22 protein-coding genes are annotated in these 24300 nt (G+C 71.1%); 7 read left to right on the forward strand and 15 right to left on the reverse strand.

The features are described 5' to 3' along the window. Window positions 1-9: 9 nt before the first annotated feature. Together BLT43_RS04515 and BLT43_RS04520 are read left to right on the forward strand one after the other, a co-directional pair. Window positions 10-849 (forward strand): amino acid ABC transporter permease, encoded by an 840-nt coding sequence (locus BLT43_RS04515; protein ID WP_090110499.1) that lies wholly within the window; start codon window positions 10-12, stop codon window positions 847-849. A gap of 62 nt (window positions 850-911) precedes the next feature. Beyond that, complete coding sequence (locus BLT43_RS04520) at window positions 912-2927, forward strand: M3 family metallopeptidase (protein WP_090110501.1); 2016 nt, start codon at window positions 912-914, stop codon at window positions 2925-2927. Here BLT43_RS04520 and BLT43_RS04525 read toward each other — a convergent pair. Genes BLT43_RS04525 through BLT43_RS04535 form a run of 3 tightly spaced genes read right to left on the reverse strand, consistent with a single transcriptional unit; the run spans window position 2924 to window position 4767 of the window. Next, a complete protein-coding gene (locus tag BLT43_RS04525; RefSeq protein WP_090110503.1) occupies window positions 2924-3175 on the reverse strand; it encodes a hypothetical protein in 252 nt (83 codons plus the stop codon). The two genes, BLT43_RS04520 and BLT43_RS04525, sit on opposite strands and share 4 nt — an antisense overlap. Before the next feature lie 44 nt (window positions 3176-3219). Continuing rightward, complete coding sequence (locus BLT43_RS04530; RefSeq protein ID WP_090110505.1) at window positions 3220-4143, reverse strand: cation diffusion facilitator family transporter; 924 nt, start codon at window positions 4141-4143, stop codon at window positions 3220-3222. Window positions 4144-4146: 3 nt separating this feature from the next. After that, a complete protein-coding gene (locus BLT43_RS04535; protein ID WP_110559008.1) occupies window positions 4147-4767 on the reverse strand; it encodes an SH3 domain-containing protein in 621 nt (206 codons plus the stop codon). A gap of 112 nt (window positions 4768-4879) precedes the next feature. Here BLT43_RS04535 and BLT43_RS04540 point away from each other — a divergent pair, with 112 nt between their 5' ends. Together BLT43_RS04540 and BLT43_RS04545 are read left to right on the forward strand one after the other, a co-directional pair. After that, window positions 4880-5866 carry a 2-hydroxyacid dehydrogenase gene (locus tag BLT43_RS04540; protein ID WP_090110507.1) on the forward strand — a complete coding sequence of 329 codons (987 nt, stop codon included), beginning with the start codon at window positions 4880-4882 and terminating at the stop codon, window positions 5864-5866. 63 nt (window positions 5867-5929) lie between these two features. Continuing rightward, window positions 5930-6130 carry a hypothetical protein gene (locus BLT43_RS04545; RefSeq protein WP_090110508.1) on the forward strand — a complete coding sequence of 67 codons (201 nt, stop codon included), beginning with the start codon at window positions 5930-5932 and terminating at the stop codon, window positions 6128-6130. On the opposite strand, the gene BLT43_RS04550 is transcribed toward BLT43_RS04545, so the two are convergent. The 4 genes from BLT43_RS04550 to BLT43_RS04565 all read right to left on the reverse strand — a co-directional run bounded on the left by BLT43_RS04550 (window position 6131) and on the right by BLT43_RS04565 (window position 9089). Next, window positions 6131-6691, reverse strand: a complete 561-nt coding sequence (locus BLT43_RS04550) for a hypothetical protein (protein ID WP_131802620.1) — start codon at window positions 6689-6691, stop codon at window positions 6131-6133. A gap of 24 nt (window positions 6692-6715) precedes the next feature. Beyond that, window positions 6716-7528, reverse strand: coding sequence for a 3-methyl-2-oxobutanoate hydroxymethyltransferase (panB, locus tag BLT43_RS04555; protein ID WP_090110512.1), 813 nt, complete (start codon window positions 7526-7528; stop codon window positions 6716-6718). After that, entirely contained in the window at window positions 7525-8382 is an 858-nt protein-coding gene (gene panC, locus BLT43_RS04560) for a pantoate--beta-alanine ligase (RefSeq protein ID WP_090110513.1), read from the reverse strand. The genes panB and panC overlap by 4 nt, the downstream gene beginning before the upstream one ends. 62 nt (window positions 8383-8444) lie before the next feature. Further along, window positions 8445-9089 (reverse strand): alpha/beta hydrolase family protein, encoded by a 645-nt coding sequence (locus BLT43_RS04565; RefSeq protein ID WP_090110514.1) that lies wholly within the window; start codon window positions 9087-9089, stop codon window positions 8445-8447. 160 nt (window positions 9090-9249) lie between these two features. Here BLT43_RS04565 and BLT43_RS04570 point away from each other — a divergent pair, with 160 nt between their 5' ends. The 3 genes from BLT43_RS04570 (at window position 9250) to BLT43_RS04580 (ending at window position 14028) form a co-directional block, all read left to right on the forward strand. Next, window positions 9250-11751, forward strand: coding sequence for a GcvT family protein (locus BLT43_RS04570; RefSeq protein WP_090110515.1), 2502 nt, complete (start codon window positions 9250-9252; stop codon window positions 11749-11751). Window positions 11752-12005: 254 nt separating this feature from the next. Continuing rightward, a complete protein-coding gene (locus BLT43_RS04575) occupies window positions 12006-12671 on the forward strand; it encodes a potassium channel family protein (RefSeq protein ID WP_090110516.1) in 666 nt (221 codons plus the stop codon). A gap of 7 nt (window positions 12672-12678) precedes the next feature. After that, a complete protein-coding gene (locus BLT43_RS04580) occupies window positions 12679-14028 on the forward strand; it encodes a TrkH family potassium uptake protein (protein ID WP_242652216.1) in 1350 nt (449 codons plus the stop codon). 37 nt (window positions 14029-14065) lie between these two features. Here the strand turns inward: BLT43_RS04580 and BLT43_RS04585 are convergent, their stop codons facing one another. The 8 genes from BLT43_RS04585 to xdhA form a co-directional block, all read right to left on the reverse strand. Next, the gene (locus tag BLT43_RS04585; protein ID WP_090110517.1) at window positions 14066-14545 is read right to left on the reverse strand and encodes a VOC family protein; all 480 of its coding nucleotides are present in this window, start codon (window positions 14543-14545) and stop codon (window positions 14066-14068) included. Window positions 14546-14656: 111 nt separating this feature from the next. Next, entirely contained in the window at window positions 14657-15733 is a 1077-nt protein-coding gene (locus BLT43_RS04590) for a BMP family ABC transporter substrate-binding protein (RefSeq protein ID WP_090110518.1), read from the reverse strand. A gap of 33 nt (window positions 15734-15766) precedes the next feature. Further along, window positions 15767-16678 (reverse strand): ABC transporter permease, encoded by a 912-nt coding sequence (locus tag BLT43_RS04595; protein ID WP_090110519.1) that lies wholly within the window; start codon window positions 16676-16678, stop codon window positions 15767-15769. After that, on the reverse strand, window positions 16675-17757 hold the full coding sequence (locus BLT43_RS04600; RefSeq protein ID WP_090110520.1) for an ABC transporter permease: 1083 nt from the start codon (window positions 17755-17757) through the stop codon (window positions 16675-16677). The genes BLT43_RS04595 and BLT43_RS04600 overlap by 4 nt, the downstream gene beginning before the upstream one ends. A 59-nt stretch (window positions 17758-17816) precedes the next feature. Continuing rightward, window positions 17817-19340: an ABC transporter ATP-binding protein gene (locus BLT43_RS04605; RefSeq protein ID WP_090110521.1), complete on the reverse strand. Its 1524-nt coding sequence runs from the start codon at window positions 19338-19340 to the stop codon at window positions 17817-17819. Continuing rightward, complete coding sequence (gene xdhC / locus BLT43_RS04610) at window positions 19337-20266, reverse strand: xanthine dehydrogenase accessory protein XdhC (RefSeq protein ID WP_090110522.1); 930 nt, start codon at window positions 20264-20266, stop codon at window positions 19337-19339. Before xdhC ends, BLT43_RS04605 begins: the two co-directional genes overlap by 4 nt. Further along, entirely contained in the window at window positions 20263-22665 is a 2403-nt protein-coding gene (xdhB, locus tag BLT43_RS04615) for a xanthine dehydrogenase molybdopterin binding subunit (RefSeq protein ID WP_090110523.1), read from the reverse strand. The genes xdhC and xdhB overlap by 4 nt, the downstream gene beginning before the upstream one ends. Then, window positions 22662-24146: a xanthine dehydrogenase small subunit gene (gene xdhA / locus BLT43_RS04620; protein ID WP_090110525.1), complete on the reverse strand. Its 1485-nt coding sequence runs from the start codon at window positions 24144-24146 to the stop codon at window positions 22662-22664. The genes xdhB and xdhA overlap by 4 nt, the downstream gene beginning before the upstream one ends. Window positions 24147-24300 lie beyond the last annotated feature (154 nt).

Here is a 24300-nt window from a genome sequence, read left to right on the forward strand (position 1 = left end):
CCCGGCCTCGTGAAGCCCACCCCGTCTCCCGAGAAGGACTTTCCATGGTGGCTGGTCGTCGTCGCGACGACCGGCCTCTTCCTGTTCTGGCGCGCGGCGCAGGACGGGGTGCAGACACAGGTGCTCGAGACCCTGTCGCGCGGCATCGGCATCACCGTGATGGTGACGCTGGTGGCCTATGCCGGCGCCTGCGTCATCGGCCTCGCTCTGGCGCTGGCGCAGATGTCGCGCTGGCTGGTGCTGCGGCAGGCGGCGCGGCTCTATGTCGAGGTCATGCGCGGCATCCCGATCATCGTGCTGCTGCTCTACGTGGCCTTCGTGCTCGCCCCGGCCATGGTCGCGGGCTGGAACTGGATTGCCCAGCCCTTCGGCGCCGAGGAGCTGCGCACCCGCGACCTGCCGCTTCTGTGGCGCGCGGTGATCGCGCTGACGCTGGCCTATGCGAGCTTTCTCGCCGAGGTGTTCCGCGCCGGTCTCATGTCGGTCGACGAGGGGCAGGTCGAGGCGGCCGAGGCGCTGGGCCTCTCGCCGTGGCAGCGCTTCCGCCTCGTGGTCTTTCCGCAGGCCTTCCGCACCATCCTGCCGCCCCTCGGCAACGACTTCGTCGCCATGGTCAAGGACAGCAGCCTCGTCAGCGTGCTCGGCGTGGCCGACATCACCCAGCTCGGCAAGGTCACGGCGGCGGGCAATTTCCGCTACTTCGAGACCTACAACATGGTGGCGCTGATCTACCTCGTGATGACCATCGGCCTGTCGCTGGCGCTGCGCGGCCTCGAGCGGCGGCTCAGGGCGCGCGGCGGCCCGGACGGCGCGCGCCGCGCGGGCGAGGGCGGGGTGCTGCCGGGCTGAGAACGCGCGGGGTGGAAGACGGCCCCGGCCGGGCATAGCTTGGCCCCCAAAGGAGACCGCGCATGACCAACCCGCTGCTCGAAGACTGGGACACGCCCTTCGGCCTGCCGCCCTATGACCGCATCACCGAGGACCACTGGGCCCCGGCGGTCGAGGCCGAGCTGTCGCGCGCCCGCGCCGCCGTCGCCGCCATCGCCGACAACCCCGAGCCGCCGAGCTTCGACAACACCGTCGCCGCGCTGGAGCGCGCCGATCTCGGGCTGGGCCGGGTGCTCGGCGCCTTCTACTCGGTCGCCGGGGCCGACAGCACGCCGGGGCTGCAGGCGCTGCAGCGCGACTTCGCGCCCAAGCTCTCGGCCTACGGCTCGGAGGTGATCTCGAACGCCGCGCTCTTCGCCCGGATCGAGGATCTCTGGGACCGGCGCGAGACGCTGGGCCTGACCGACGAGGAGGCCCGCGTGCTGATGCTGACCCGGCGCGGCTTCGTCCGCTCGGGCGCGCAGCTCGAGGGCGAGGATGCGAAGCGCATGGCCGAGATCAAGTCGCGGCTCTCGGTGCTCGGCACGCAGTTCGCGCAGAACCTGCTCGCCGACGAGGCCGACTGGTCGATGCCGCTCTCGCCCGAGGCGCTGGCCGAGCTGCCCGCCGGGCTGCGCTCGGCCGCGACATCGGCGGGCGGCGAGAAGGGCCCGGTCATTACCCTCTCGCGCTCGCTGATCGTGCCCTTCCTGCAGTATTCGCCCGACCGCGCGGCGCGGCGGAAGGCCTACGAGGCCTGGGCTGCGCGCGGCGCACGGGGCGGCGAGACCGACAACCGCGCCATCGCCGCCGAGGTGCTGCGCCTGCGCGAGGAGCGCGCGAAGCTGCTTGGGCATGACGACTTCGCCTCCTACAAGCTCGAGACCGAGATGGCGAAGACGCCGGACGCCGTGCGCGAGATGCTGCACGCGGTCTGGACCCCGGCCCGCGAGCTGGCGCTGAAGGACGCCGCGATCTACGAGGAGATGCTGCGCGCCGACGGCCATGACGGGCCGCTCGAGCCGTGGGACTGGCGCTACTACGCCGAGGCCCGCCGCCGCGCCGAGCACGAGATCGACGACGGCACGCTCAAGCCCTACCTGCAGCTCGACCGGATGATCGAGGCGGCCTTCTCGGTCGCGCATCGCCTGTTCGGCATCAAGGCGCGCGAGATCGAGGCGCCGCTCTACCACCCGGACGCCCGCGCCTTCGAGATCACCCGCGACGGCCGCCACCTCGCGGTCTTCGTGGGCGACTGGTTCGCCCGGCCCTCGAAGCGTTCGGGCGCGTGGTGCTCGGCGATGCGCCAGCAGCACCGGCTCTCGGACGAGGAGGTGCGGCCGCTGGTCGTCAACGTCTGCAACTTCGCCAAGCCGGGGGAGGGCGAGCCGGCGCTTCTGTCCTACGATGACGCGCGCACGCTGTTCCACGAGTTCGGCCACGCGCTGCACCAGATGCTGTCCGACGTCACCTTCGAGAGCATTTCGGGCACCTCGGTGGCGCGCGACTTCGTCGAGCTGCCGAGCCAGCTCTTGGAGCATTGGCTGGAGGTGCCGGAGGTGCTGCGCGACTTCGCCACCCATGCCGAGACCGGCGAGCCGATGCCCGAGGCCCTGATGCAGAAGATGCTGGCGGCGAAGAACTTCGACCAGGGGTTCGCCAGCATAGAGCAGACCGCCTCGGCCATCGTCGATCTGGAGTTCCATTGCGGCCCGGCCCCGGCCGACCCGATGCAGCGGCAGGCCGAGATCCTCGAAGGCCTCGGCATCCCGCACGCGATCCGGATGCGCCACGCCACGCCACATTTCGCGCATGTCTTCACCGGCGACGGCTACTCGGCCGGCTATTACAGCTACCAGTGGTCCGAGATGATGGACGAGGACGCCTTCGCGGCCTTCGAGGAAACGGGCGACGTCTTCGACCCCGAGACCGCGCGCAAGCTGGAAGAGCACGTGCTCTCCAGGGGCGGCGCGGAGGAGCCGGGCCTGCTCTACGAGCGGTTCCGCGGCCGGATGCCCGGGGTCGAGGCGCTGCTGAAGGGCCGCGGCCTCGCGGCCTAGCCCTCCTTGCGGCGGGCCTCGGCGGCTTCGAGGATGTGGTGCATCTCGTCGGCGAGCGCGCCCTCGATCGAGAGGCCCTCGCCGGGCACCGCGCCCGGGTCCTCCTCGTCGCCGACCATGTGGCTGCGGTCGCGGATGTAGTCGCGCAGCTGCTCGCCCGCGGGGCCGTCCAGCGCCGCCACCAGCCGGGCCAGCACCTTGCGCTGCGCCAGAAGGCGGCCTTCGAGGCTGTCGATGGTGGTGGTCATGGCGGCGCTCCCCGGTGGTCTGGCTGTCTGCCGGGGCAACGCGGCTATCGCGGGCGCTGTTCCGCGCCGGCGCGGCGCGGGTCGTGCGGGTCGCCCACCGGGTCCTTGTGGATGATCACGTCGGCGCGCGGGTAGCGCGCGAGGATGGCGCGCTTCAGAGCCGCGCCGATCTCGTGCGCCTCGTGCAGGCTCTGCTCGCCGTCGAGCTCGATATGCAGGTTCACGAAGACCCGGCTGCCGGCGCGGCGCGTGCGCAGGTCGTGATGGCCGTGCACGCCCGGGAAGTCGCCGGCGATGGCCTCGATCCCCGCGACCATGTCGTCGTCCACGGCGCGGTCCATCAGCGCATCCCATGCGCCGCGGCCGATCTTCAGCGCGCCGCCGACCATCAGCGCCGCCGCCCCCAGCGCCACCGCCGGGTCGATCCAGTCGAGCCCGAAGCGGCGCGAGGCCCAGAGCGCGCCGATCGCCCCCAGCGCCGGGATCAGGTCGCCGAGGTAATGCAGCGAATCCGCCGCCACCACGCGGTTGCCGGTCAGCCGCGCCACCCGGCGCTGCCACGCCACCAGCCCGGCGGTCAGCACGATCGACAGCGCCATCGCGGCGATGCCCGCGCCCTCGTTCGAAAGCGCGTCGCCGGGCGCGTTGAGCCGCATCATCGCGCCGCCCGCGATCAGCGCCGCCGAGACGAGGATGAACAGGCTCTGGCCCAGCGCCGCGAGATCCTCTGCCGAGGAATGGCCGAAGGCGTGGTCGGCATCGGCCGGGCGGCGGGCATAGGCGATGGCGGCGAGCGCGCCGAGCGACATCACGAGATCGAGCGCCGAGTCGGCCAGTGTCGCGGCCACCGAGAGCGCCCCGGTCTGCCACAGCGCCCAGAGCTTGGCCGCGATCAGCACCAGCGCCACGGAAACGGAGGCGATCCCGGCCGAGAGGTTCAGCCGGTCGTCTGAAGCCCGTCCCGCCACGGATCAGTCGCGGATCTCGTCGGGCGCGACGCCCCAGAGCGCGGTCTTGGGCGCCCATCCCTTGTAGCCCCCGGCCGAGACCCGGCACCATTCGGGCTCGCATTCGCCCAGCCGCGCCACCACGCCGGCCTCGAACTCGGCCACCACGGTGGCCTCGTCCTGCGGGCGGGCGCGCACCGGCAGCGGGTCGGCGTCGACGATCACCGTGCGCACGCCCGAAAGCATCGCGTAGTGCATCCAGCCGCCCACGCCCTCGCGGTCAGTGACGCGGCGCCAGTGGCCGTACTCGGCGGTCACCTGCAGCGGCATGTCGCGGCGCAGGAAGACCCAGTCGATCCGGTGCGACAGCGACGGCCCGCGCCGCACGTTGCCCCGGTCGCTCGAGAGCGAGACGAAGCGCGGCAGCGGCAGGTTGGTCTCGGGGCCGCGCGCCGGGCCTTCCGGCACCGCGAAGCGGCGCGGCGCGGCCGGCGCCTCGGGCGGCGCCGGCGCGGCCGGCTGTTCGGGTTCGGCGGCGGGCGGCGGCAGCGGCCGCGCGGCGGGGCGCAGCGGCGCGTCCTGCGCGGCGGCGGGCAGGGCGAGGCAGAGCGTCAACAGCGCCGCGATCCGTCCAAAGCCCGTCATCCGTCCACCCGATCCTGCCTGATGCCGCCGGGCCGCCCGCGCTTGCGCGGCGGGCCCCGCGGGGCCACCTTGTCATGGAGAGGGGCCGAGGAAAAGCGCGGGGGGACGCGTCATGGCGGGGAAACGCCTTCATGTGATCGCGACGCGACGCCTGCCCGAGGCGGTCGAGGCGCGCATGGCCGAGCTGTTCGACTTCGTGCCCGGCCCGGCCGACGCGGCGATGGCGCCCGAGGCGCTGCGCGGCGTGCTCGAGGCGGCGGAGGTGCTGGTGCCGACCCTCTCTGACCGGATCGACGCCGACATGATCGCCGCGGCCGGGCCGCGCCTCAAGCTGATCGCCAATTACGGCGCAGGCGTGGACCACATCGACACCGACGCCGCCCGCGCCCGCGGCATCGCGGTGACGAACACGCCCGGCGTGGTGACGGAGGACACCGCCGACGTGACCATGGCGCTGATCCTTGCCGTGACGCGGCGGCTGCCAGAGGGACAGGCGCTTATGCAGTCGGGCGAATGGCGCGGCTGGTCGCCCGACCTGCTGCTCGGCGGGCGGATCGGCGGGCGGCGGCTGGGCATCCTCGGGATGGGCCGGATCGGCCGCGCGGTGGCGCGCCGGGCGCGCGCCTTCGGCATGGAGATCGGCTACCACAACCGCCGCCGCCTGCACCCGGAGATCGAGGCCGAATACGCCGCGCGCTTTTGGGACAGCCTCGACCAGATGGTCGCCCATTGCGACGTGATCTCGGTGCATTGTCCGCACACGCCGGCCTCCTACCACCTGCTCAACGCGAGGCGGATTGCGCTGATGAAGCCCGGCGCGGTGGTGGTGAACACCTCGCGCGGCGAGGTGATCGACGAGAACGCGCTGACGCGCGCGCTCCGGGCGGGCGAGATCGCCGGGGCCGGGCTCGACGTCTACGAGCAGCGGCGCGAGATCAACCCGCGGCTCAGGGCGCTGCCCAACGTGGTGCTGCTGCCGCATATGGGCTCGGCCACGCGCGAGGGGCGGATCGAGATGGGCGAGCGGGTGATGATCAACATCCGCGCGCTCGAGGACGGGCTGCCGCCGCCGGACCTGATCCTTCCCGATTTCGTGTAGCTGCGGGAACCGATTCGCCGGTGCCGCATTGCAGCGACGTCGAGATCGTCACGGAGCTGTCACATGCGCAACTGGGCCATCGCCTTGCTGTCGCTCGCGCTGGTTTCGGGCCTGGCCTGCCTCGGCGCGAACACGCCGGACGAACACGGCGTGGCGCGGGTGCTCATGGTGCTGTTCGGCGTGCTCGGCGCCTATGCCGCGACCGCGCATCTGCTGCGCGGCCGCGCCCGCCCCGGCCATGCGGACGGAGCGATCGAGACCTGATCAGTTGCTGACGCGGCGCAGGATGCGCTGGCCGGGCAGGTCGGCGCCCAGCACCTGCATGCGCGCGTCGCGCGCGAAGGCCTCGAGCAGGTCGCGATAGTAGCCGCCGGCCGAGTTCACCGCCGCCCCCAGAAGCGCGCCGCCCGTGCCCTCGGCGGCCTCGCCGGCAAGCACCTGGATCGTGTAGCTGCCGCGCAGCGCGCCCGAGGGGTCGATGATCCGCACCGCGCCCGACAGGCGCGACTGGTCGCGCCCGAAGGCGGTCGAGGTGCCGCCCGCCACGTTCAGCCGCGACACGTCGACCTGCATCTGCCACTGGCCGCCGCGGCCCAGCCGGTCGGCGAACTCGCGCGCCAGCGCGGTCTCGAGATCGGGCGCGAGGCGGCTGGAGAAGCGCTGCGCCGCGCCGCTTTCGAAGCCGGTGCCCTCGGTCGCGACCGAGATGGTCGAGAGCTGCATCTCGGCCCGCGCGCTGCGCGACAGCGGGTTCGGGTCGGGCGTGCCGCAGGCCGCCAGCGTGGCGGCGGCGGCAAGGGCAATCAGGCTGCGGCGGGTGAACATCGGCATCTCCGGAACTGGCATGGATTAACGGTAGACCTCGTCCTCGGTCGGGAAGGCGCGGGTCTTTACGTCCTCGGCGTAGCGCTTGACCGAATCCTCGATCATCGGCCCGAGCTGGCCATAGACCTTGACGAATTTCGGCGTCCACGGGTTCAGCCCCAGCATGTCCTCGAGCACGAGGATCTGGCCGTCGCATTCCGCGCTCGCGCCGATGCCGATGGTCGGGATCTCGATCGCCTTGGTGATCTTGGCGGCGAGCGGCTCGACCATGCCCTCGAGCACCACGGCGAAGGCGCCGGCCTCGGTCACGGCGCGGGCATCCTCGAGATGCGCCTCCCAGCTGTCCTCGTCCCTACCTTGCGTCTTGAAGCCGCCCATGACGTGGCTCGACTGCGGGGTGAGCCCGATATGCGCCATCACCGGGATGCCGCGCTCGGTCAAAAAGCGGATGGTCTCGGCCATGCGGGTGCCGCCCTCGAGCTTCACCGCGCCGCACTGGGTTTCCTTCATGATCTGCGCGGCGTTGCGGAAGGCGACCTGCGGGCTTTCCTCGTAGGTGCCGAAGGGCATGTCGACGACGATCAGAGCCTTCTTCGTGCCGCGCACCACGGCGCGGCCATGCATGATCATCAGCTCGAGCGACACGCCGACCGTGCTCTCCATGCCGTGCATCACCATGCCGAGGCTGTCGCCCACGAGGATGAAGTCGGCGTAGCGGTCGACGATGGCGGCGGTGTGCGCGTGGTACGAGGTCAGCGACACGATCGGCTCGCCGCCCTTGCGGCGGGCGATCTGCGGCACGGTCACCCGGCGGATCGTCTCGGTCTGGCTGCTCATGGGGTGATCTCCCTCTGATCGATCAACAGGACCTCGCCGAACTGGGCCGAGATCATAATGGCTATGGGCTCCGACAGCGGCGCGTCGGGCGATTGTCCCAAGGGGGCGAGGCTGCCAGGCGACACGATGTCGAGCCCGGTGAGCGTGGCGCGCGGCTCGTCCGAGACGGTGGCGCGGATCGCCTCCTCGATCTGGCGCGGGCTGCCGCCCTCGGCCGCGACCCGCTCGGCCCGGCCCAGCGCGCGGTTGAGGCAGACCGCGGCGGCGCGGTCCTCGGAGGTGAGCCGCACGTTGCGCGACGACATGGCCAGACCGTCGGCCTCGCGCATGGTCGGCACGCCGACGACCTCGAGCGGCATGTGCAGGTCGCAGGCAAGGCGGCGGATCACCTGCAGCTGCTGGTAGTCCTTCTCGCCGAAATAGGCGGCGTCGGGGCCAACGATGTTGAAGAGCTTGGTGACCACGGTGGCGACGCCGCGGAAATGGCCGGGCCGGACCGCGCCGTGCAGCCTGTTCGCCAGTTCGCGGGTCTCGACCACGGTCTCGTCGCCCTCGGGATAGATCTCGTAGGCCTGCGGGATCAGCACGGCGTCGCAGCCGGCCGCCTCCAGCGCCGCGAGATCGGCGGCCTCGGTGCGCGGGTAGGTCTCGAGGTCCTTGGGGTCGCCGAACTGGGTCGGGTTGACGAAGATGGTGGCCACGACCCGGTCGTTGCCGGCCTTGGCGGCGGCGACGAGGCTCATGTGGCCGTCATGCAGCGCGCCCATTGTGGTGACGAGGCCGACGCGTTCGCCTGCCGCGCGGAAGCCCGCGACGGCGTCGCGTATCGCACTGATGCTGCGGCAGATCTGCATGATGCCCTCCCAGACGCTGGCTGTCTTTTACGGGGCCGGGCAGGGCGGCACAACAGCGCCGCTCAGGCGGTCGGGGGCCAGGCGCGCGGGAAGCCGGCGGGCAGGTCGCCCTCCAGCGCCTCGATGTAGCTCGCGATCGAGTGGCCCTCCTCGACGTCGCCGGCGGGCGGGTTCAGCCAGTGCACCGAGCCGAGATGGCGGAAGCCCAGGAAGCGCGGCGGCAGGTGGCACAGCGTGTCGTCGATGCGGCAGACGTTCAGCACGAAGCCCTCGCGCCCGAAATGCGCGCGCCCGTGCAGCGTGCGCGGGCTGCCGAAGGCGAGAGTGGGCACGCCGAGCGAGGCGCCGACGATCTGCGCCGAGGCCGCGCCCAGCGAATGGCCGATGATGAAGGCGGGCTTCTGCGGCTTGGCGAAGGCGTAGACGATCTGCGCGTGTTCGAGAAAGCCCGCGTGCCACAGCGCGCCGCTGTCGCCCGGCGCCATGCGGAAGCCATGCGCGTCGGGCGCGCGGTCGTGGATGAAGTCGAAGTTGAACTCGAACCAGTCCGAGAATTCGTTGGTGCCGGCGATGTAGAGGATGCCGCGCTTCAGCATCGCGGCCTGCACGCCGCGCAGGTCGAGCGTCTCGACCACGTCCGGCCCCTCCAGCCCGCCATTCATGCGGTCGATGATCCGCGCGGCCTCGATCGGCTCGAGCGTCTTCATGGCGGCCCTCCCTCCTGGCCCCACCATTCACGCCGCAAGCGCCCCGCCTGTCCAGCACGGGCCGCGCGTGTCGCATTCGGCGCGCGAGATGTCGCCCGGCTTCGCCCCTTTTCGGCCAATCGCGCGATGGTGCGGACAAGGCCAGCCCGGAGACCGCCCGATGAAGACCCATGTCAAAGCTCTCGTCGTCGGCGGTGGCGCCGTCGGCACCTCGATCGCCTACCACCTCGCCAAGGCCGGGTGGGACGACGTCATGCTGCTCGAACGCGACGAGCTGACCTCGGGCTCGACCTGGCACGCGGCGGGGCTCTTGCCCTACTTCAACATGTCCTACGCGACCACCTGGATCCACGACCACTCGATCAAGCTTTACAAGACGCTGGAAGAGGAGACCGGGCTCGACGCCGGCTTCTTCGTGGTGGGCAACCTGCGCATGGCGCAGTCGAAGGCGCGCATGGACGAGTACATGCTCTACGCCTCGACTGCCGAGACCGTCGGCGTGCCGTTCGAATGGATGACGCCCGCGCAGATCAAGGAGCGCTGGCCGCTGGTCCGGACCGAGGATCTCGAGGGTGCGATCTACCACCCGACCGACGGCTACATTAACCCCGCCGACGTCACCATGGCGATGGCCAAGGGCGCGCGGCAGAGGGGCGTTTCGATCGAGCGCAGGTGGCAGGTCGACGGCTACGCCTGGACCGGCTCGGAATGGCGGGTGACGGTGACCAAGATGGTCGAGAAGGGCGGCAACCTCGTCCCCTCGGATGAGCAACAGGTCATCACCGCCGAGCATGTCGTGACCGCGACCGGCAACCACGCGCAGCGCACGGCGCGGCTTCTGGGGATCAAGATCCCGGCGATTCCGGTCGAGCACCAGTTCATCGTCACCGAGCCCGACCCGGCGCTGGTCGAGTGGCGCAAGTCGAACCCGCAGCACCCGGTGCTGCGCGACGCCGACGCCAAGTGGTACGTGCGCGAGGAGCGCGGCGGCTGGATCCTCGGCCCCTACGAGCGAGGCGCCCCCGCGCGCTTCCCCTATGGCGTGCCCGACAGCTTCCGCGCCGACCTGTTCCCGCTCGATCTCGACCGGATCGAGGAGGAGTACATGTCGATGATCCACCGCATCCCCTCCTCGGAGGAGGTGGGTCTGAAGGACGATTTCAACGGCCCGATCTGCTACACGCCCGACGGCAACCCGCTGATCGGCCCGGCGCCGGGCCTGCGCAACATGTGGCTGGCGGAGGGCTTCTCCTTCGGCATCACGGCGGCGGGCGGCGCGGGGCACTACCTCGCGCAGATGATGGTCGAGGGCGAGGCCGAGATCGACATGGCGTCGCTCGACCCCAAGCGGTTCGGGTCGTGGATGACCACAGACTACGCCGTGGCCAAGAACGAGGAGGCCTACGAGCACGTCTACATCCTGCACCACCCCGACGAGGAGCGCCCGGCCGCGCGACCCTTGCGCACCTCGCCCGCCTATGACCGGCAGAAGGAGAGGGGCGCGCAGTTCGGGCAGGTGAACGGCTGGGAGCGGCCGAACTATTACGGGCCGGTCGATGCGCCCGAGGGCTTCGACCACGACGCGCGCTCGTTCCGGCGCGGCGGCTGGTGGGAACATGCGGCCGCCGAGGCGAAGGCGATCCGTGAGGGCGTGGGCCTGATCGACGCCACCGCCTTTGCCAAGCACGAGGTGAAGGGGCCGGGGGCCGCGGCCTTCCTCGACTGGTTCACCACCAACAAGCTGCCGAAGGTCGGCCGCATCAACCTGACCTACGCGCTGACCGATGCCGGCACGACCCGCACCGAATACACCATCGTGCGGCTGGCGGAGGACCGGTTCTACCTCGTCTCGGCGGGCGCCTGGAGCGCCTATGACGGCGACTTCCTGAGGAAGGCCATCGAGGACAAGGAGCCCGAGTTCGGCCGCATCGACGTGCAGGACGTGACCACGCAATGGGGCGTCTTCGCCATCGCCGGGCCGCGCTCGCGCGAGGTGCTGAACCGGCTGGTGCGCGACGCCGACCCGGCGACGGTGCTGTCGAACAAGCGCTTCCCGTGGCTGTCGGTGCGCGACATCGAGCTTGGCATGGTGCCGGTCCGCGCGTTGCGCGTGGCCTATACCGGCGAGCTGGGCTGGGAGCTGCATCACCCGATCGAGATGCAGACCCACCTGTGGGACAGGCTGATGGCGGCGGGCGAGCCGTCGGGCATGAAGCTGGTGGGCGCGCGGGCGCAGAACTGGCTGCGGCAGGAGAAGTCCTACCGCGCCTTCGGCACCGAGCTCGGGCGCGACGCGACGCCGCTCGAGGCCGGTCTCGACCGCTTTGTGGATCTCTCGAAGGAGTTCCACGGCAAGGCGGCGATGGAGGCGATCGGGCTGCGTTCGAAATGCGTGACGCTGCTGATCGACGGCCCGCAGGACGCCGACCCCTGGGGCCGCGAGGCGCTGTTCTCGGAAAAGGGCGAGCGGGTCGGGCGGCTTACCTCGGGCGGCTGGTCGGCGGCCTTCGGCAAGTCGATCGGTATGGGCTACGTGCGCCCCGAGCTTGCGGCGCCCGGCACGAAGCTCAAGGTGCGGATGTTCCGCGAGCTGTGGGACGCCGAGATCTGCGAGGACAGCCCCTACGACCCGACCAACGCCACCATCCGCGCGGATGGCTGACACCCGACCGGCGGCGCGCGACCCGCGCCGCCGGATCACGCGGGGGGTAGGGTCGGAGCCGGCGGCGGCGATCTGCGCCGCGCGAAGTCCCGCCATGCGCGTTTTGCCGCTTCCCTCCGCCGGGCGCGCGCTATGTGATGCGGGCGCGACCGGTTCCGTCATGGCGTGATCGCTGCGGCCCAAGGGACACCCGCGGCTGCCGGACCGGGTCGTATCCGGCCCCGTCCCCGGGGTGTTTGGACTTGGACCCCTCCATGAACAGAAAGAAGAACAGGACCTTCGCCATCATCGGCCTCGGCAATTTCGGCGCCACGGTCGCGAGCGAGCTGGTCCGCTTCGGCAATTACGTCATCGGCCTCGACAGCGACCGGAAGGTGGTCGGGCACTACGCCGAGAAGCTCAGCCAGGCCATGGTGGTCGACAGCCGCGACGAGGCGGCGCTGCGCGAGGCCGGGGTGGGCGATTGCGACGTGGCGCTGATCGCGATGGGCGAGAACCTCGAATCCAGCGTGCTCACCGCGATCAACCTGCGCATGATCGGCGTGCCCACGGTCTGGGCCAAGGCGGTCAGCAAGTCGCATCACCGCATCCTGTCGAAGCTCGGCGTCGACCGCATCATCCACCCCGAGGAGGAGGTCGGCCGCCACACCGCTCAGGTGCTGCACAACCCGCTGGTGCGCGACTATGTCAGCCTCGGCAACGGCTTCCACGTGGTGAGCTTCCGCGTGCCCGAATCGCTCGAGGGCCGCAGCGTGCACGAGCTGAAGCTGCGCGAGCGCCACGACCTGCGCTGCATCGGCGTGATGCGCGGGGCCGAGTACCTGGGCGACGACGGCGCGCCCGTGACCTTCGCCGAGCAGGACCGGCTGCTGCTTCTGGGCACGCGGCAGAACCTGCGCGACTTCGCGGCGACGCTTTGAGCCGGCCATGACCTCGCACCCCATGCGCGCGGCCTGGAGCCGGGCCCGGCTCTACCGCCTGCCGCCGCCGGCGCTGCTGGCGCTGCTCTACGTCACCTTCATCCTCGTCGGCACCGCGCTGCTGCGCACGCCCTGGGCCATGGTCGAGGATCTCGGCTGGGGCGGCGCCTTCTTCACCGCCACCTCTGCGGTCACCGTGACCGGCCTCGTGCTGGCCGACACCGGCGCGGCCTTCACCCCCTTCGGGCAGGGCGTGATCGCGGTGCTGATCCAGATCGGCGGGCTCGGGCTGATGGTCTTCGCGGTGCTGCTGCTGACCGCGCTGGGCATCCCGATCGGCATGCCGCAGCGGATCATCCTGCGCGAGGATCTGGGCCAGACCTCGCTGTCGAACCTCGCGCAGCTGGCGCGGCTGGTGCTGAAGGTGGCGCTTCTGTGCGAGGCGGTGGGCGTCGCCGCGCTGATGCTGGTCTTCGTGCCCGAATTCGGCTGGGCCGGGGGCGCCTGGCAGGCGGTGTTCCACACCGTCTCGGCCTTCAACAACGCGGGCTTCGCGCTGTTTCCCGACAGCCTCTCGCGCTGGGCCGGCAACCCTATGGTCAACCTCGTCGTGCCGGCGCTGTTCATCATCGGCGGCCTCGGCTTCGTGGTGATCGGCGACATCGCCCAGAAGCGCGCCTGGCGGCCGTTGACCCTGCACAGCAAGCTGATGCTGGCGGGCTCGGCGGCGCTGATCGCCTGGGGCTGGGCGATGGTGCTGCTGCTCGAATGGGACAACCCCGGCACGCTGGGGCCGATGGGACCGGCCGAGAAGCTGATGGCCTCGTGGTTCCAGGCGGTGACGCCGCGCACCGCCGGCTTCAACACCATCGACATCGCCGCGATGGAGGAGAGCACGGCGCTGGTGACGATCCTGATGATGCTGATCGGCGGCGGATCGACCTCGACCGCGGGCGGCATCAAGGTGACGACCTTCATCGTGCTGCTGCTCGCGACGGTGGCCTTCTTCAAGCGCCGCACCACGCTGCACGTCTTCGGCCGCAGCCTCGGGGTCGAGGAGGTGATGAAGGTGATGGCGCTGACCACGGTGAGCATCCTCGTCACCATGACCGCGCTGTTCCTGATCTCGATCCGCTGGGAGGGCGAGATGTTCGACCTCGGCTTCGAGGTGGCCTCGGCCTTCGGCACGGTCGGGCTGTCGCGCGGCGCGACGACCGAGCTCGACGGCTTCGGCCAGCTGGTGATCTGCGCGGTGATGTTCCTCGGCCGGGTCGGGCCGCTGACGCTGGGCTTCTTCCTCGCCACCCGCAGCCGCCCGCGTGTGGGCTACCCCGACGGGCAGGTCTACCTGGGCTGAGTGCCGGGGGAGGCCCGCCGGCGGCGGGCCTCCCGGGTCACGCGTTCTCGTAGGCGCGGCGCAGCGCGGCGAGGTCGAGCTTCACCATCTCCATCATCGCCGCCATCAGCCGCTTCGACTGATCCTCGTCCGCCTCGCGCAGCATCGCCTCGAAGGGCTCGGGCACCAGCTGCCAGCGCAGGCCGAAGCGGTCCTTGAGCCAGCCGCACTGCATCTCCGCGCCGCCGCCTTCGAGCAGCGCGGACCAGAGCCGGTCCAGCCCGGCCTGGTCGGGGCAGGGGACCGAGAGCGAGACCGCCTCGTTGAAGCTGGTATAGGGCCCGCCGTTCAGGGCCTGCATCTCCTGCCCGTCGAGGCCGAACTCGACGAGGATGACGTCGCCGGCGCGGCCGCCGGGCCAGTCCACGGCGCTGGTGTTGCGGGCAGTGACCCGCGAGTTGGGAAAGACCGAGACGTAGAACTCGGCGGCTTCCTCCGCCTGCCCGTCGAACCACAGGCACGGTCTGATCTTCGGCATGTCGCGTCCTCCCTGTCGCCGGCGCCATGCTACACCCGGAACGGGTGGTGCGCGCATGCGAAAAGGCCCGCCACGGGGGGCGGGCCTTCGGGTGCCGTTCGGACGTGCCGCTTACTGCGGGATGTCGCCCTCGATGCCCTCGACGTAGAAGTTCAGGCCGAGCAGCGTCCCATCGTCGGCGGTCTCGCCCTCGGCGAGCCATTCCGAGCCGTCCTGCTTGTTGAGCGGGCCGGTGAAGGGGTGCACCTCGCCCGCGGCGATCGCGTCCTTCAGCTCGAGCGCGGCCTCGCGCACCTCGGCCGGCACGGCCTCGGTGATCTCGCCGATCTCGACCATGCCGCTGTCGATGCCGGCCCAAGTGTCGGTCGATTCCCAGGTCCCGTCGATCACCGCACCGACGCGGTCGACATAGTACTGGTTCCAGTTGTCGATGATCGAGCTGACGCGCGGCTTCGGCGCGTAGTCGAGCATGTCGGAGGCCTGGCCGAAGGTGATGACGTCACCCGCCTCCTGCGCCGCGGCCTGCGGCGCGGTCGAGTCGGTGTGCTGCAGGATCACGTCGGCGCCGGCGTCGATCAGCGCCTTGGCGGCCTCGGCCTCCTTGGCGGGGTCGAACCAGGTGTAGGCCCAGACGATGCGGAACTCGACCTCGGGGTTCACCTTCTTGGCCTGGATGTAGGCCGCGTTGATGCCGCGGATCACCTCGGGGATCGGGTAGGAGCCGATATAGCCGATGATGTTGCTCTCGGTCATCTCGCCGGCGATCAGGCCCTGCACCGCGCGGCCCTCGTAGAAGCGGGCCGAGTAGGTCGAGACGTTGTCGGCGCGCTGGTAGCCGGTGGCGTGCTCGAACTTCACGTCCGGGAACTTCTGGGCGACGTTCATCGTCGCTTCCATGAAGCCGAAGGAGGTGGTGAAGATCATGTCGGCGCCCTGCAGCGCCATCTGGGTCAGCACGCGCTCGGCGTCCGGGCCCTCGGGCACGCTCTCGACATAGACCGTCTCGACCTGGTCGCCGAAGGCCTCCTCGACCGCGAGCCGGCCCTGGTCGTGCTGGTAGGACCAGCCGAGATCGCCGATCGGGCCGACATAGATGAAGCCGACCTTGGTCTTGTCGTCCTGGGCCATGGCGCCGGTGGCCACGGCCATCGCGGCGGTCGCCCCCAGAAGCAGTTTCTTGATCGTCATGTCGTGTCCCCTGTTGGTGGTTGTCCCCGCGCCTCAGCTCGAGGCGTGGAAGCTGCGGCCCAGCGATCCCGGAGCGCGCCCGGTCCGCAGGATAACGAGAACCAGGATGGTCGCCAGGTAGGGCGCCATCTGGAGGTATTCGATTGGGATCTGCACGCCGCCCGAGGCCTGCAGCGCCAGCTGCAGCGCCGTGGTGCCACCGAACAGCCAGGCGCCCAGCACCAGCCGCCCCGGCCGCCAGCTGGCGAAGACCACGATCGCCAGCGCGATCCAGCCGGCGCCGGCGGTCATGCCCTCGGTCCATTGCGGCACGCGCACGAGGCTGAGATAGGCGCCGCCCAAGCCCGCGCAGGCGCCGCCGAAGGCGATCGCCATCAGCCGCACCCGCACCACCTTGTAGCCCAGCGCATGCGCGGCATCGTGGTTCTCGCCCACCGCGCGCAGCACCCGGCCCGCGCGCGAGCGGTTGAGGAACCACGCCACGCCGGCGACGATGCCGAGCGCCAGGTAGACGATGATGTCGTGGCGGAACAGCACCGGGCCGAGCACCGGGATGTCGCGCAAAAGCGGCAGGTAGAGGTCGGGCACCGAGGGGCCCTTCACGCCGATATAGCCCTGGCCCAGCAGGGCCGAGAGGCCGAGGCCGAACAGCGTCAGCGCCAGGCCGGTGGCGACCTGGTTCGACAGGAAGACCTGCGTCAGCACGCCGAACACCATCGACAGCGCCGCCGCACCCAGCGCCGCGCCGGCGAAGCCGAGCCAGGGGGAGCCCGAGGCTGTGGCGACGACGAAGCCGCAGACCGCGCCGGTGATCATCATGCCCTCGACGCCGAGGTTCAGCACGCCCGCGCGCTCGACCACCAGCTCGCCGATGGCGGCGAGCAGGATCGGGGTCGAGACGACGATCAGCGCCGAGAGCAGCAGGACCGGGTCGATGTTGCTCATGCCACGGCCCCCCGGCCCAGACGGAAGCGGAAATGCGTCAGCAGGTCGACCGCCAGCAGGAAGAACAGCAGCATGCCCTGGAACATCTGGATCGCGGCCAGAGGCAGGTTCATCTGCAGCTGCGCCAGCTCGCCGCCGATATAGGTGAGCGCCATCAGGAGCCCCGCGAGCAGGATGCCCACCGGGTTCAGCCGGCCGAGGAAGGCGACGATGATCGCGGTGAAGCCGTAGCCCACGTTGAAGTCGATGCTGAGCCGGCCGGCCGGGCCCGCCACCTCGAACATGCCGGCGAGGCCGGCCAGGGCGCCCGAGATGCCCATGCAGATCACCACGAGCCGGCCCGGATTGACGCCGCCGAACACCGCGGCGCGCGGGCTCTCGCCCGCCAGCCGGATGCGGTAGCCGAGCTGGTGGCGCGCCATGACGACCTGCGCGACGATCACCGCCACGAAGGCCAGCAGCACGCCCCAATGCATGCCGGTGTTCGGCAGCAGCTCGAGATTGGCGGCCGAGGGGTATTGCGAGAGGTTGCGCGAGCCGGGAAAGCCCATGCCCTCGGGGTTTCTCAGCAGGCCCAGCGACATCGAGGCCAGCAGCGCCTCGGCCACGTAGACCAGCATCAGGGAGACCAGAACTTCGTTGGTGCCGAAGCGCACCTTCAGAAGCGCCGGGATCATCGCCCAGAGCAGGCCGCCGAGCGCGCCCGCGACGATCATCGCGGGAAACACGATCCAGCTTTCGGCGGGGTAGATGGCGAGGCCGGTCGCGGCGGCGAAGATAGCGCCGAGGATGTACTGGCCCTCGGCGCCGATGTTCCAGATCCCGGCCTTGAAGCCGAGGCTCAGGCCGATCGCGATCAGGATCAGCGGCCCGGCCTTCACCAGAAGCTGCGGCCGCGAATAGGAGGCGAAATCGCCGAAGAGCGGGTCCCAGAAGATGGTGCGGATCGCCGCGACCGGGTCCTTGCCAAGCATGGCGAAGAGCAGCCCGCCCGCCACCATGGTCAGCGCCACGGCGACGAAGGGCGTGGCCAGCGTCCAGGCGCGCGACGGCTCGGGGCGGCGTTCGAGACGGATCACGCCGCCTCCGCGGGGCGGCGCGGCCCCCTGTTCATCTTCCCAGAAATACGCAACTTTCCTCAGCTCTCCCCAAGCGCCGGTTCCATGTCGTGGGCGCCGCCCAGCATCATTCCGATTTCGTGCAGACCCAGCCCCTCGGCCGGGCGCGGCGCCCCCAGCCGGCCGGCGTTCAGCGCGGCGAAGCGGTCCGAGATTTCCATCAGCTCGTCGAGATCCTGGCTGATCACGATCACCGCCGCGCCGCGCTCGGCCAGGTCGAGCAGCGCCTGCCGGATCGTGGCCGCCGCCATCGCGTCGACGCCCCAGGTCGGCTGGTTCACGACCAGGATCTCGGGCCGCTGCAGGATCTCGCGGCCGATCACGAACTTCTGCAGGTTGCCGCCCGACAGCGCGCGCGCCGCCGTGCCGGCGCCGGGGGTGCGCACGTCGAAGGTCTCGATCACCTTCTCGGCGTAGCCCTTGGCGCGGCCCCAGCGCAGGAAGCCGTGGCGCACGAGATCCTCGCGCGGGCCGGCGGTGAGCATGGCGTTCTCGGTCAGGCTCATGTCCGGCACGGCGGCGTGGCCCATGCGCTCCTCCGGCGCGCAGAGCAGGCCGATCCGGCGGCGCGCGGTGACGCCGAGCCGGCCGATCTCGCGGCCCTTGAAGCGGATCATGCCGGGCGCGGTGGCCATCTCGCCCGAGAGCGCCATCGCCAGCTCGTCCTGGCCGTTGCCGGCGACGCCGCCGATGCCTAGCACCTCGCCCGCGCGCAGCTCGAGGTCGATGTCGCGCAGCGCGGTGCCGAAGGCGCGCGGCGCCGGGGCCGAGAGGCCCTTGAGTTCCAGCACCACCTCGCCGGTGGCGCCGAGGCTGCGCGAGGGCGTCGACAGGGTCGCCCCGACCATCTGCTCGGCCATGTCGCGCGCCGCGGTGGTCTTGGGGTCGCACTTGCCGACCACGCGGCCCTGCCGGAGGATCGTCGCGGTGTCGCACAGCGCGCGGATCTCTTCGAGCTTGTGGCTGATATAGAGGATCGACACCCCCTCGGCGCGCAGCTTGCGCAGCGTCTCGAACAGGATCTCGACCTCCTGCGGGGTCAGCACCGAGGTCGGCTCGTCCATGATCAGAAGCCGCGGCTCCTGCAGCAGGCAGCGGATGATCTCGACCCGCTGGCGTTCGCCGGCCGACAGGTCGCCGACGGTGCGCGATGGGTCGAGCGGCAGGCCGTAGGACCGGCTGACCTCGCGAATCTGCTGGGCGAGCTGGCCCAGCGGCGGCGGGTTCTCCATGCCGAGGGCGACGTTCTCGGCCACGTTCAGCGCGTCGAAGAGCGAGAAGTGCTGGAACACCATGGCGACGCCGGCGGCGCGCGCGGCGCGCGGCTCGGCCGGGGCGAAGGCGGCCCCGTTCATCCGCATCTCGCCGCGGTCGGGCTGCACCAGGCCGTATATCGTCTTGACCAGCGTGGATTTCCCGGCGCCGTTCTCGCCCAGGAGCGCGTGCACCTCGCCCTTCGCGATCTCGAAGGAGACGTCGGCATTGGCCACGACGCCGGGATAGGCCTTGGTCAGGCCGTCAAGCTTCAGCAGCGGCTCGCTCATCCGGCCCTGTCCCTCGTCATTCTCTCGTTCCCGCCTCTCAGTAACGCGGCCGCGACGCCGACGGCAATGGCCTGGGGATCGCGACCGAGGGTCGTGTCGCCTATGGGACAGGCGATGCACGAAATCGAGGCGGATGAATGGCCTAGCGCCGAAAGACGCGACCGGAAGCGGGCCCATTTGGTGGCCGATCCGATCAGCCCGCAGCTGGCGAATCCGCGGCCCAGCGCGGCGTGGCACAGCTCGAGATCGAGGTCGTGGCTGCGGGTCAGGATCAGGTGGTCGGCGTCGCGCGGCGCGCGCGGCATCAGCGCGGCGGGGGCGGCGGCGGGGATCGCGGTGACGCCCTCGGGGACGCTGTCGGGGAAGCAGTCGGGCGCGAGGTCGATCCAGGTGATCGACAGCCCCGGCATCGGCGCCATGACCGACACGATCGCCCGCCCGACATGGCCCGCGCCCCAGACCCAGAGCGGCCGGCGCAGGGGCGGGGCGGCCTCGACGAGCCAGCCTTCGACCAGCGCCGGGGCGGCGCCGGGCCGCATGGCACGCGCCTTGGCGGCGACCGCGCCGGGCTGCGCGCCCGCCGGCCCGAGCGGGCGGGCGAAGGGCAGGGCGTCGGGCAGGCTGGCTTCCTCGAAACGTTCCCAGACCAGCGTCACCGCGCCGCCGCAGCACTGTTTCAGGGCCGGGCCGAGCGGCAGGCGCCTCTGCGCCGCACGGCGGCCCGCCGCCAGCATGTCGCGCGCCGCCGTCACCGCCTCGTGCTCCAGCGCGCCGCCGCCGATGGTGCCGGACTGGCCCCCGGCCCAGACCAGCATCGCCGTGCCCGCGTCGCGCGGCGCGGAGCCGGCGGTGGCGGCGACCAGCACCCGCACCACCGGCCCGTGCGCCGCCACCGCGGCGGCGAGCGCCTCGCGCTCGAAGCTCATCCCCGCGCCCTCTTTGCCGCCGCGAGCACGCGTTCCGCCGTGGCGGGCGCGTCGAGCGCGGGGTAGTGGGGCCCGCAGGCCGCGGCCGCGTGGCTCAGCGCCAGGAAGGCCGAGATGCCGAGCATGAAGGGCGGCTCGCCCACCGCCTTGGAGCGGTAGATGGTCTGCGCCGGGTTCGGCGCGTCCCACAGGTTCACGTGAAACACGTCCGGCCGGTCCGAGCAGGCGGGGATCTTGTAGGTCGAGGGGGCGTGGGTGCGTAGCGCGCCCTTGTCGTCCCAGACCAGTTCCTCGGTGGTGAGCCAGCCCGCGCCCTGCACGTAGCCGCCCTCGATCTGGCCCTTGTCGAGCGCCGGGTTCAGCGAATGGCCCGCATCGTGCAGGATGTCCGTGCGCAGGATGCGGTTTTCGCCGGTGAGCGTGTCGATCGCCACCTCTGTCACGGCGCAGCCATGGGCGAAGTAGAAGAACGGCCGGCCCTGGCCCTTGATGCGGTCCCATTTCAGGTCCGGCGTCTTGTAGAAGCCGGTGGCCGAAAGGCTGACCCGCGCCTCGTAGGCGAGCTTCACCGCCTGCTCGAAGCTCAGGCTTTCGCCGCCGACATGCACCTGGTCGTCGGCGAAGCGCACCTCGGAGGGCTTGCACTGGTGCAGGCCGGCCAGGAACTCCGAGATCCGGTCGCGGATCGTGTCGCAGGCGGCCTGCGCCGCCATGCCGTTCAGGTCCGAGCCCGAGGAGGCGGCGGTGGCCGAGGTGTTGGGCACCTTGTGGGTGTCGGTCGCGGTGATGCGCACCCGCTCGGGCGAGACGCCGAAGCGCGCGGCGGCGACCTGCGCCACCTTGCGGAACAGGCCCTGTCCCATCTCGGTGCCGCCGTGGTTCAGGTGGATCGAGCCGTCCTGGTAGACATGCACCAAGGCGCCCGCCTGGTTCAGGTGCGTCAGCGTGAAAGAGATGCCGAACTTCACCGGCGAGAAGGCGATGCCGCGCTTCAGCACCGGGTTCTCGGCGTTCCACTCGGCGATGGCCGCGCGGCGGGCCTTGTAGTCCGAGGTCTCGAGCAGCCGCTCGGTCATCTCGTGCAGGATGAAGTCGGTGACTTCCATGCCATAGGGCGTGGTGTTGGCGCCCGTCTCGGGCGCGGCCCCGCCGCTTGGCAGCTGCGCCTGCGCGCCGCGCGAGGCGAGGTCGGTGTCGCCGTCCTTGGGCAGGGCGGGGGCGGGGTCGTCGTGGTGCTGCGGCGCCTCGTTCAGCTCCGACGCCGCGCGGTAGAAGTTGCGCCTGCGCACCTCGAGCGGGTCGAGGCCCAGCTCATGCGCCACCTCGTCCATCACCCGCTCGATCCCGAGCACGCCCTGCGGGCCGCCGAAGCCGCGGAAGGCGGTGGCGGACTGGTGGTTGGTCTTCAGCCGGTGCGAGGTGATCCGCACCGCGTCCAGCAGGTAGGCGTTGTCGGCATGCAGCATCGCCCGGTCGGCCACCGGCAGCGACAGGTCGAGCGACCAGCCGCAGCGGGTGTAATGGGTGAAGTCGACGCCCAGCACCCGTCCGTCCTCGTCGTAGCCGACCTCGTAGTCGACCCGGAAGTCGTGCCGCTTGCCGGTGATGGTCATGTCGTCGTCGCGGTCGTAGCGCATCCGGCAGGCGCGGCCGGTCTTCCCGGCAACGATGGCGCAGGCCACGGCGAGCGCGTTGCCCTGGCTTTCCTTGCCGCCGAAGCCGCCGCCCATGCGCCGGCACTCGACCTTCACCGCCGACATCGGCAGGCCGAGCGCGTCGGCCACCTTGTGCTGGATCTCGGTCGGGTGCTGGGTCGAGGAATGGATCGTGACCCCGTCCTCCTGCGGCTGGGCCATCGCGGCCATGCCCTCGAGGTAGAAATGCTCCTGACCGCCCATCTCGAGCCGGCCCTTGAGCCGGCGCGGAGCGTTCGAGATGGCGGTCTCGGCGTCGCCCTTGGACCAGACCCGCGGCCCGTCCTCGAAGCGGGAGTTGGCGGCGAGCGCCTGCTCGACGGTGAGGATCGGCTCCTCTTCCTCGTACTCCACCTCCGCCAGCCGCGCCGCCTTGCGCGCGGCGAGATGGCTGTCGGCGGCCACGAGGAACAGCTGCTGGCCCATGTAATGCACCGTGCCGTCCGACAGCAGCGGCTCGTCATGCGCGCTGGGCGAACAGTCGGCGGGCCGGTCGAGGTCGTCCGCCGTCAGCACCATGGCGACGCCGGGCGCGGCGCGGACCTTGTCGAGCTTCATCGACACCACGCGCCCGCGCGCGATGCGCGACAGGCCGAAGGCGAGGTGCAGCGCATGGGCGGGGGCCGGGATGTCGTCGACATAGCGCGCCTGTCCGGTGACGTGCAGCACCGCGCTGTCATGCGGGAGGGGCTTGCCGACGCTCATGGCTGCACCTCCAGCACGTTGGTTCGCTGGCCCGACATCTCTGCGAACCAGCGCCGCGCGAGGCCCTGCGCCGCCTCGAGCCGGTATTGGGCCGAGGCGCGCATGTCGGTGAGCGGGGTGAAGTCCTGCGCCAGCGCCGGCAGGGCGGCCTCGACGCTCTTTGCGGTCCACGGCTGGCCGGTCAGCGCCGCCTCGAAGGCCGCCGCGCGCTTGGGCGTCGCGGCCATGCCGCCGAAGCCGGTGCGGATGGCGGTGACGCTGCCGTTCTCGACGGTCGCGTCGAAGGCGGCGCAGACGGCCGAGATGTCCTGATCGAAGCGCTTGGAGATCTTGTAGACCCGGAAGTTCTCGCGGGCTTCGGGCAGGCTCACCGCCTCGACGAACTCGCCGGGCTGCCGGTCCTGCTTGCCGTAGTCGATGAAGAACTCCTCGAGCGGCAGGTCGCGCCGGTCGTCGCCGCGGCGCAGGTGGATCGTCGCACCCAGCGCGATCAGCGCGGGCGCGTTGTCGCCGATCGGCGAGCCGTTGGCGAGGCTGCCGCCGATCGTGGCGGCGTTGCGTACCTGAACCGAGCCGTAGCGGCGCACCATCTCGGCATAGGAGGGGTAGGGTGCGGCCAGCGTCTCGAGCACGCGGGTCATGGTGACGCCCGCGCCGAAGCGGATGCGGCCCTCTTCGCGGGTGATCGTCTTCAGATCTTCGCAGCGGTTGAGGAAGGCGGTCTCGGGCAGGGCGCGCAGCCCCTTGGTGACCCAGAGCCCGACATCGGTGGCGCCGGCGATCAGCGTCGCCTCGGGGTGGTCGAGATACCAGGCGGCCAGCTCGTCGGCGGTCTCGGGGATGAAGCCCGGTGCCTCGGTCAGCGTGGCGTCGGTGCCTTGGCCCGCCTCGGGCTCGTAGGGGGCGCGGCCGCCCGCGGGGCCGCTCGCGGCATCGGCGCGCGCGGCCGCGTCGCCCGCCGTCTGCGCGGCGGAAAGCGTCTTCAGCTTCTCGCGGTCGCTCTCGATCCAGCCGGGCAGGGGCGCGCCCTGGGCGGCCTCGGCGGCGCGGATGATCGGCGCGTAGCCGGTGCAGCGGCACAGGTTGCCGGCGAGCTGGTCGTCATGGTCGGTGCGGCCCTGCGCATGGGCCGCGGCCATCGCCATGACGAAGCCCGGCGTGCAGAAGCCGCACTGGCTGCCGTGATAGTCCACCATCGCCTGCTGCACGGGATGCAGCGCGGCCCCTTCGGCCAGCCCCTCGACGGTGCGCACGGCGCGGCCGGCGAGCTGCGGCAGGAACAGGATGCAGGCGTTGAGCGCGCGCAGGCCCCCCTCGGGGTCGGTGACGATCACCGTGCAGGCGCCGCAATCGCCCTCGTTGCAGCCTTCCTTGGTGCCGGTCAGGCCCTTCTGCTCGCGGAGGTAGTCGAGCAGGGTGCGCGTCGGCGCTCCGCCGGCACGGACCGTCTCTCCGTTCAGAAGAAACGCGATATCGGTCATCGAAGTAGATCCGCCGCCTTACCATATGGCCGAGGACGCCAGAGCCCGGTCGATGCGGCGTAGACCGGGCCGTCCTATCGCTGGACAACATGAAAGCCGATGGGGGCGCGACTTGGCAAGCCCCGCCTTCGTTTCGTTGCGGAATGCGCGCCGG

Source organism: Limimaricola pyoseonensis (genome assembly GCF_900102015.1).
Classification (GTDB): Bacteria; Pseudomonadota; Alphaproteobacteria; order Rhodobacterales; family Rhodobacteraceae; genus Limimaricola; species Limimaricola pyoseonensis.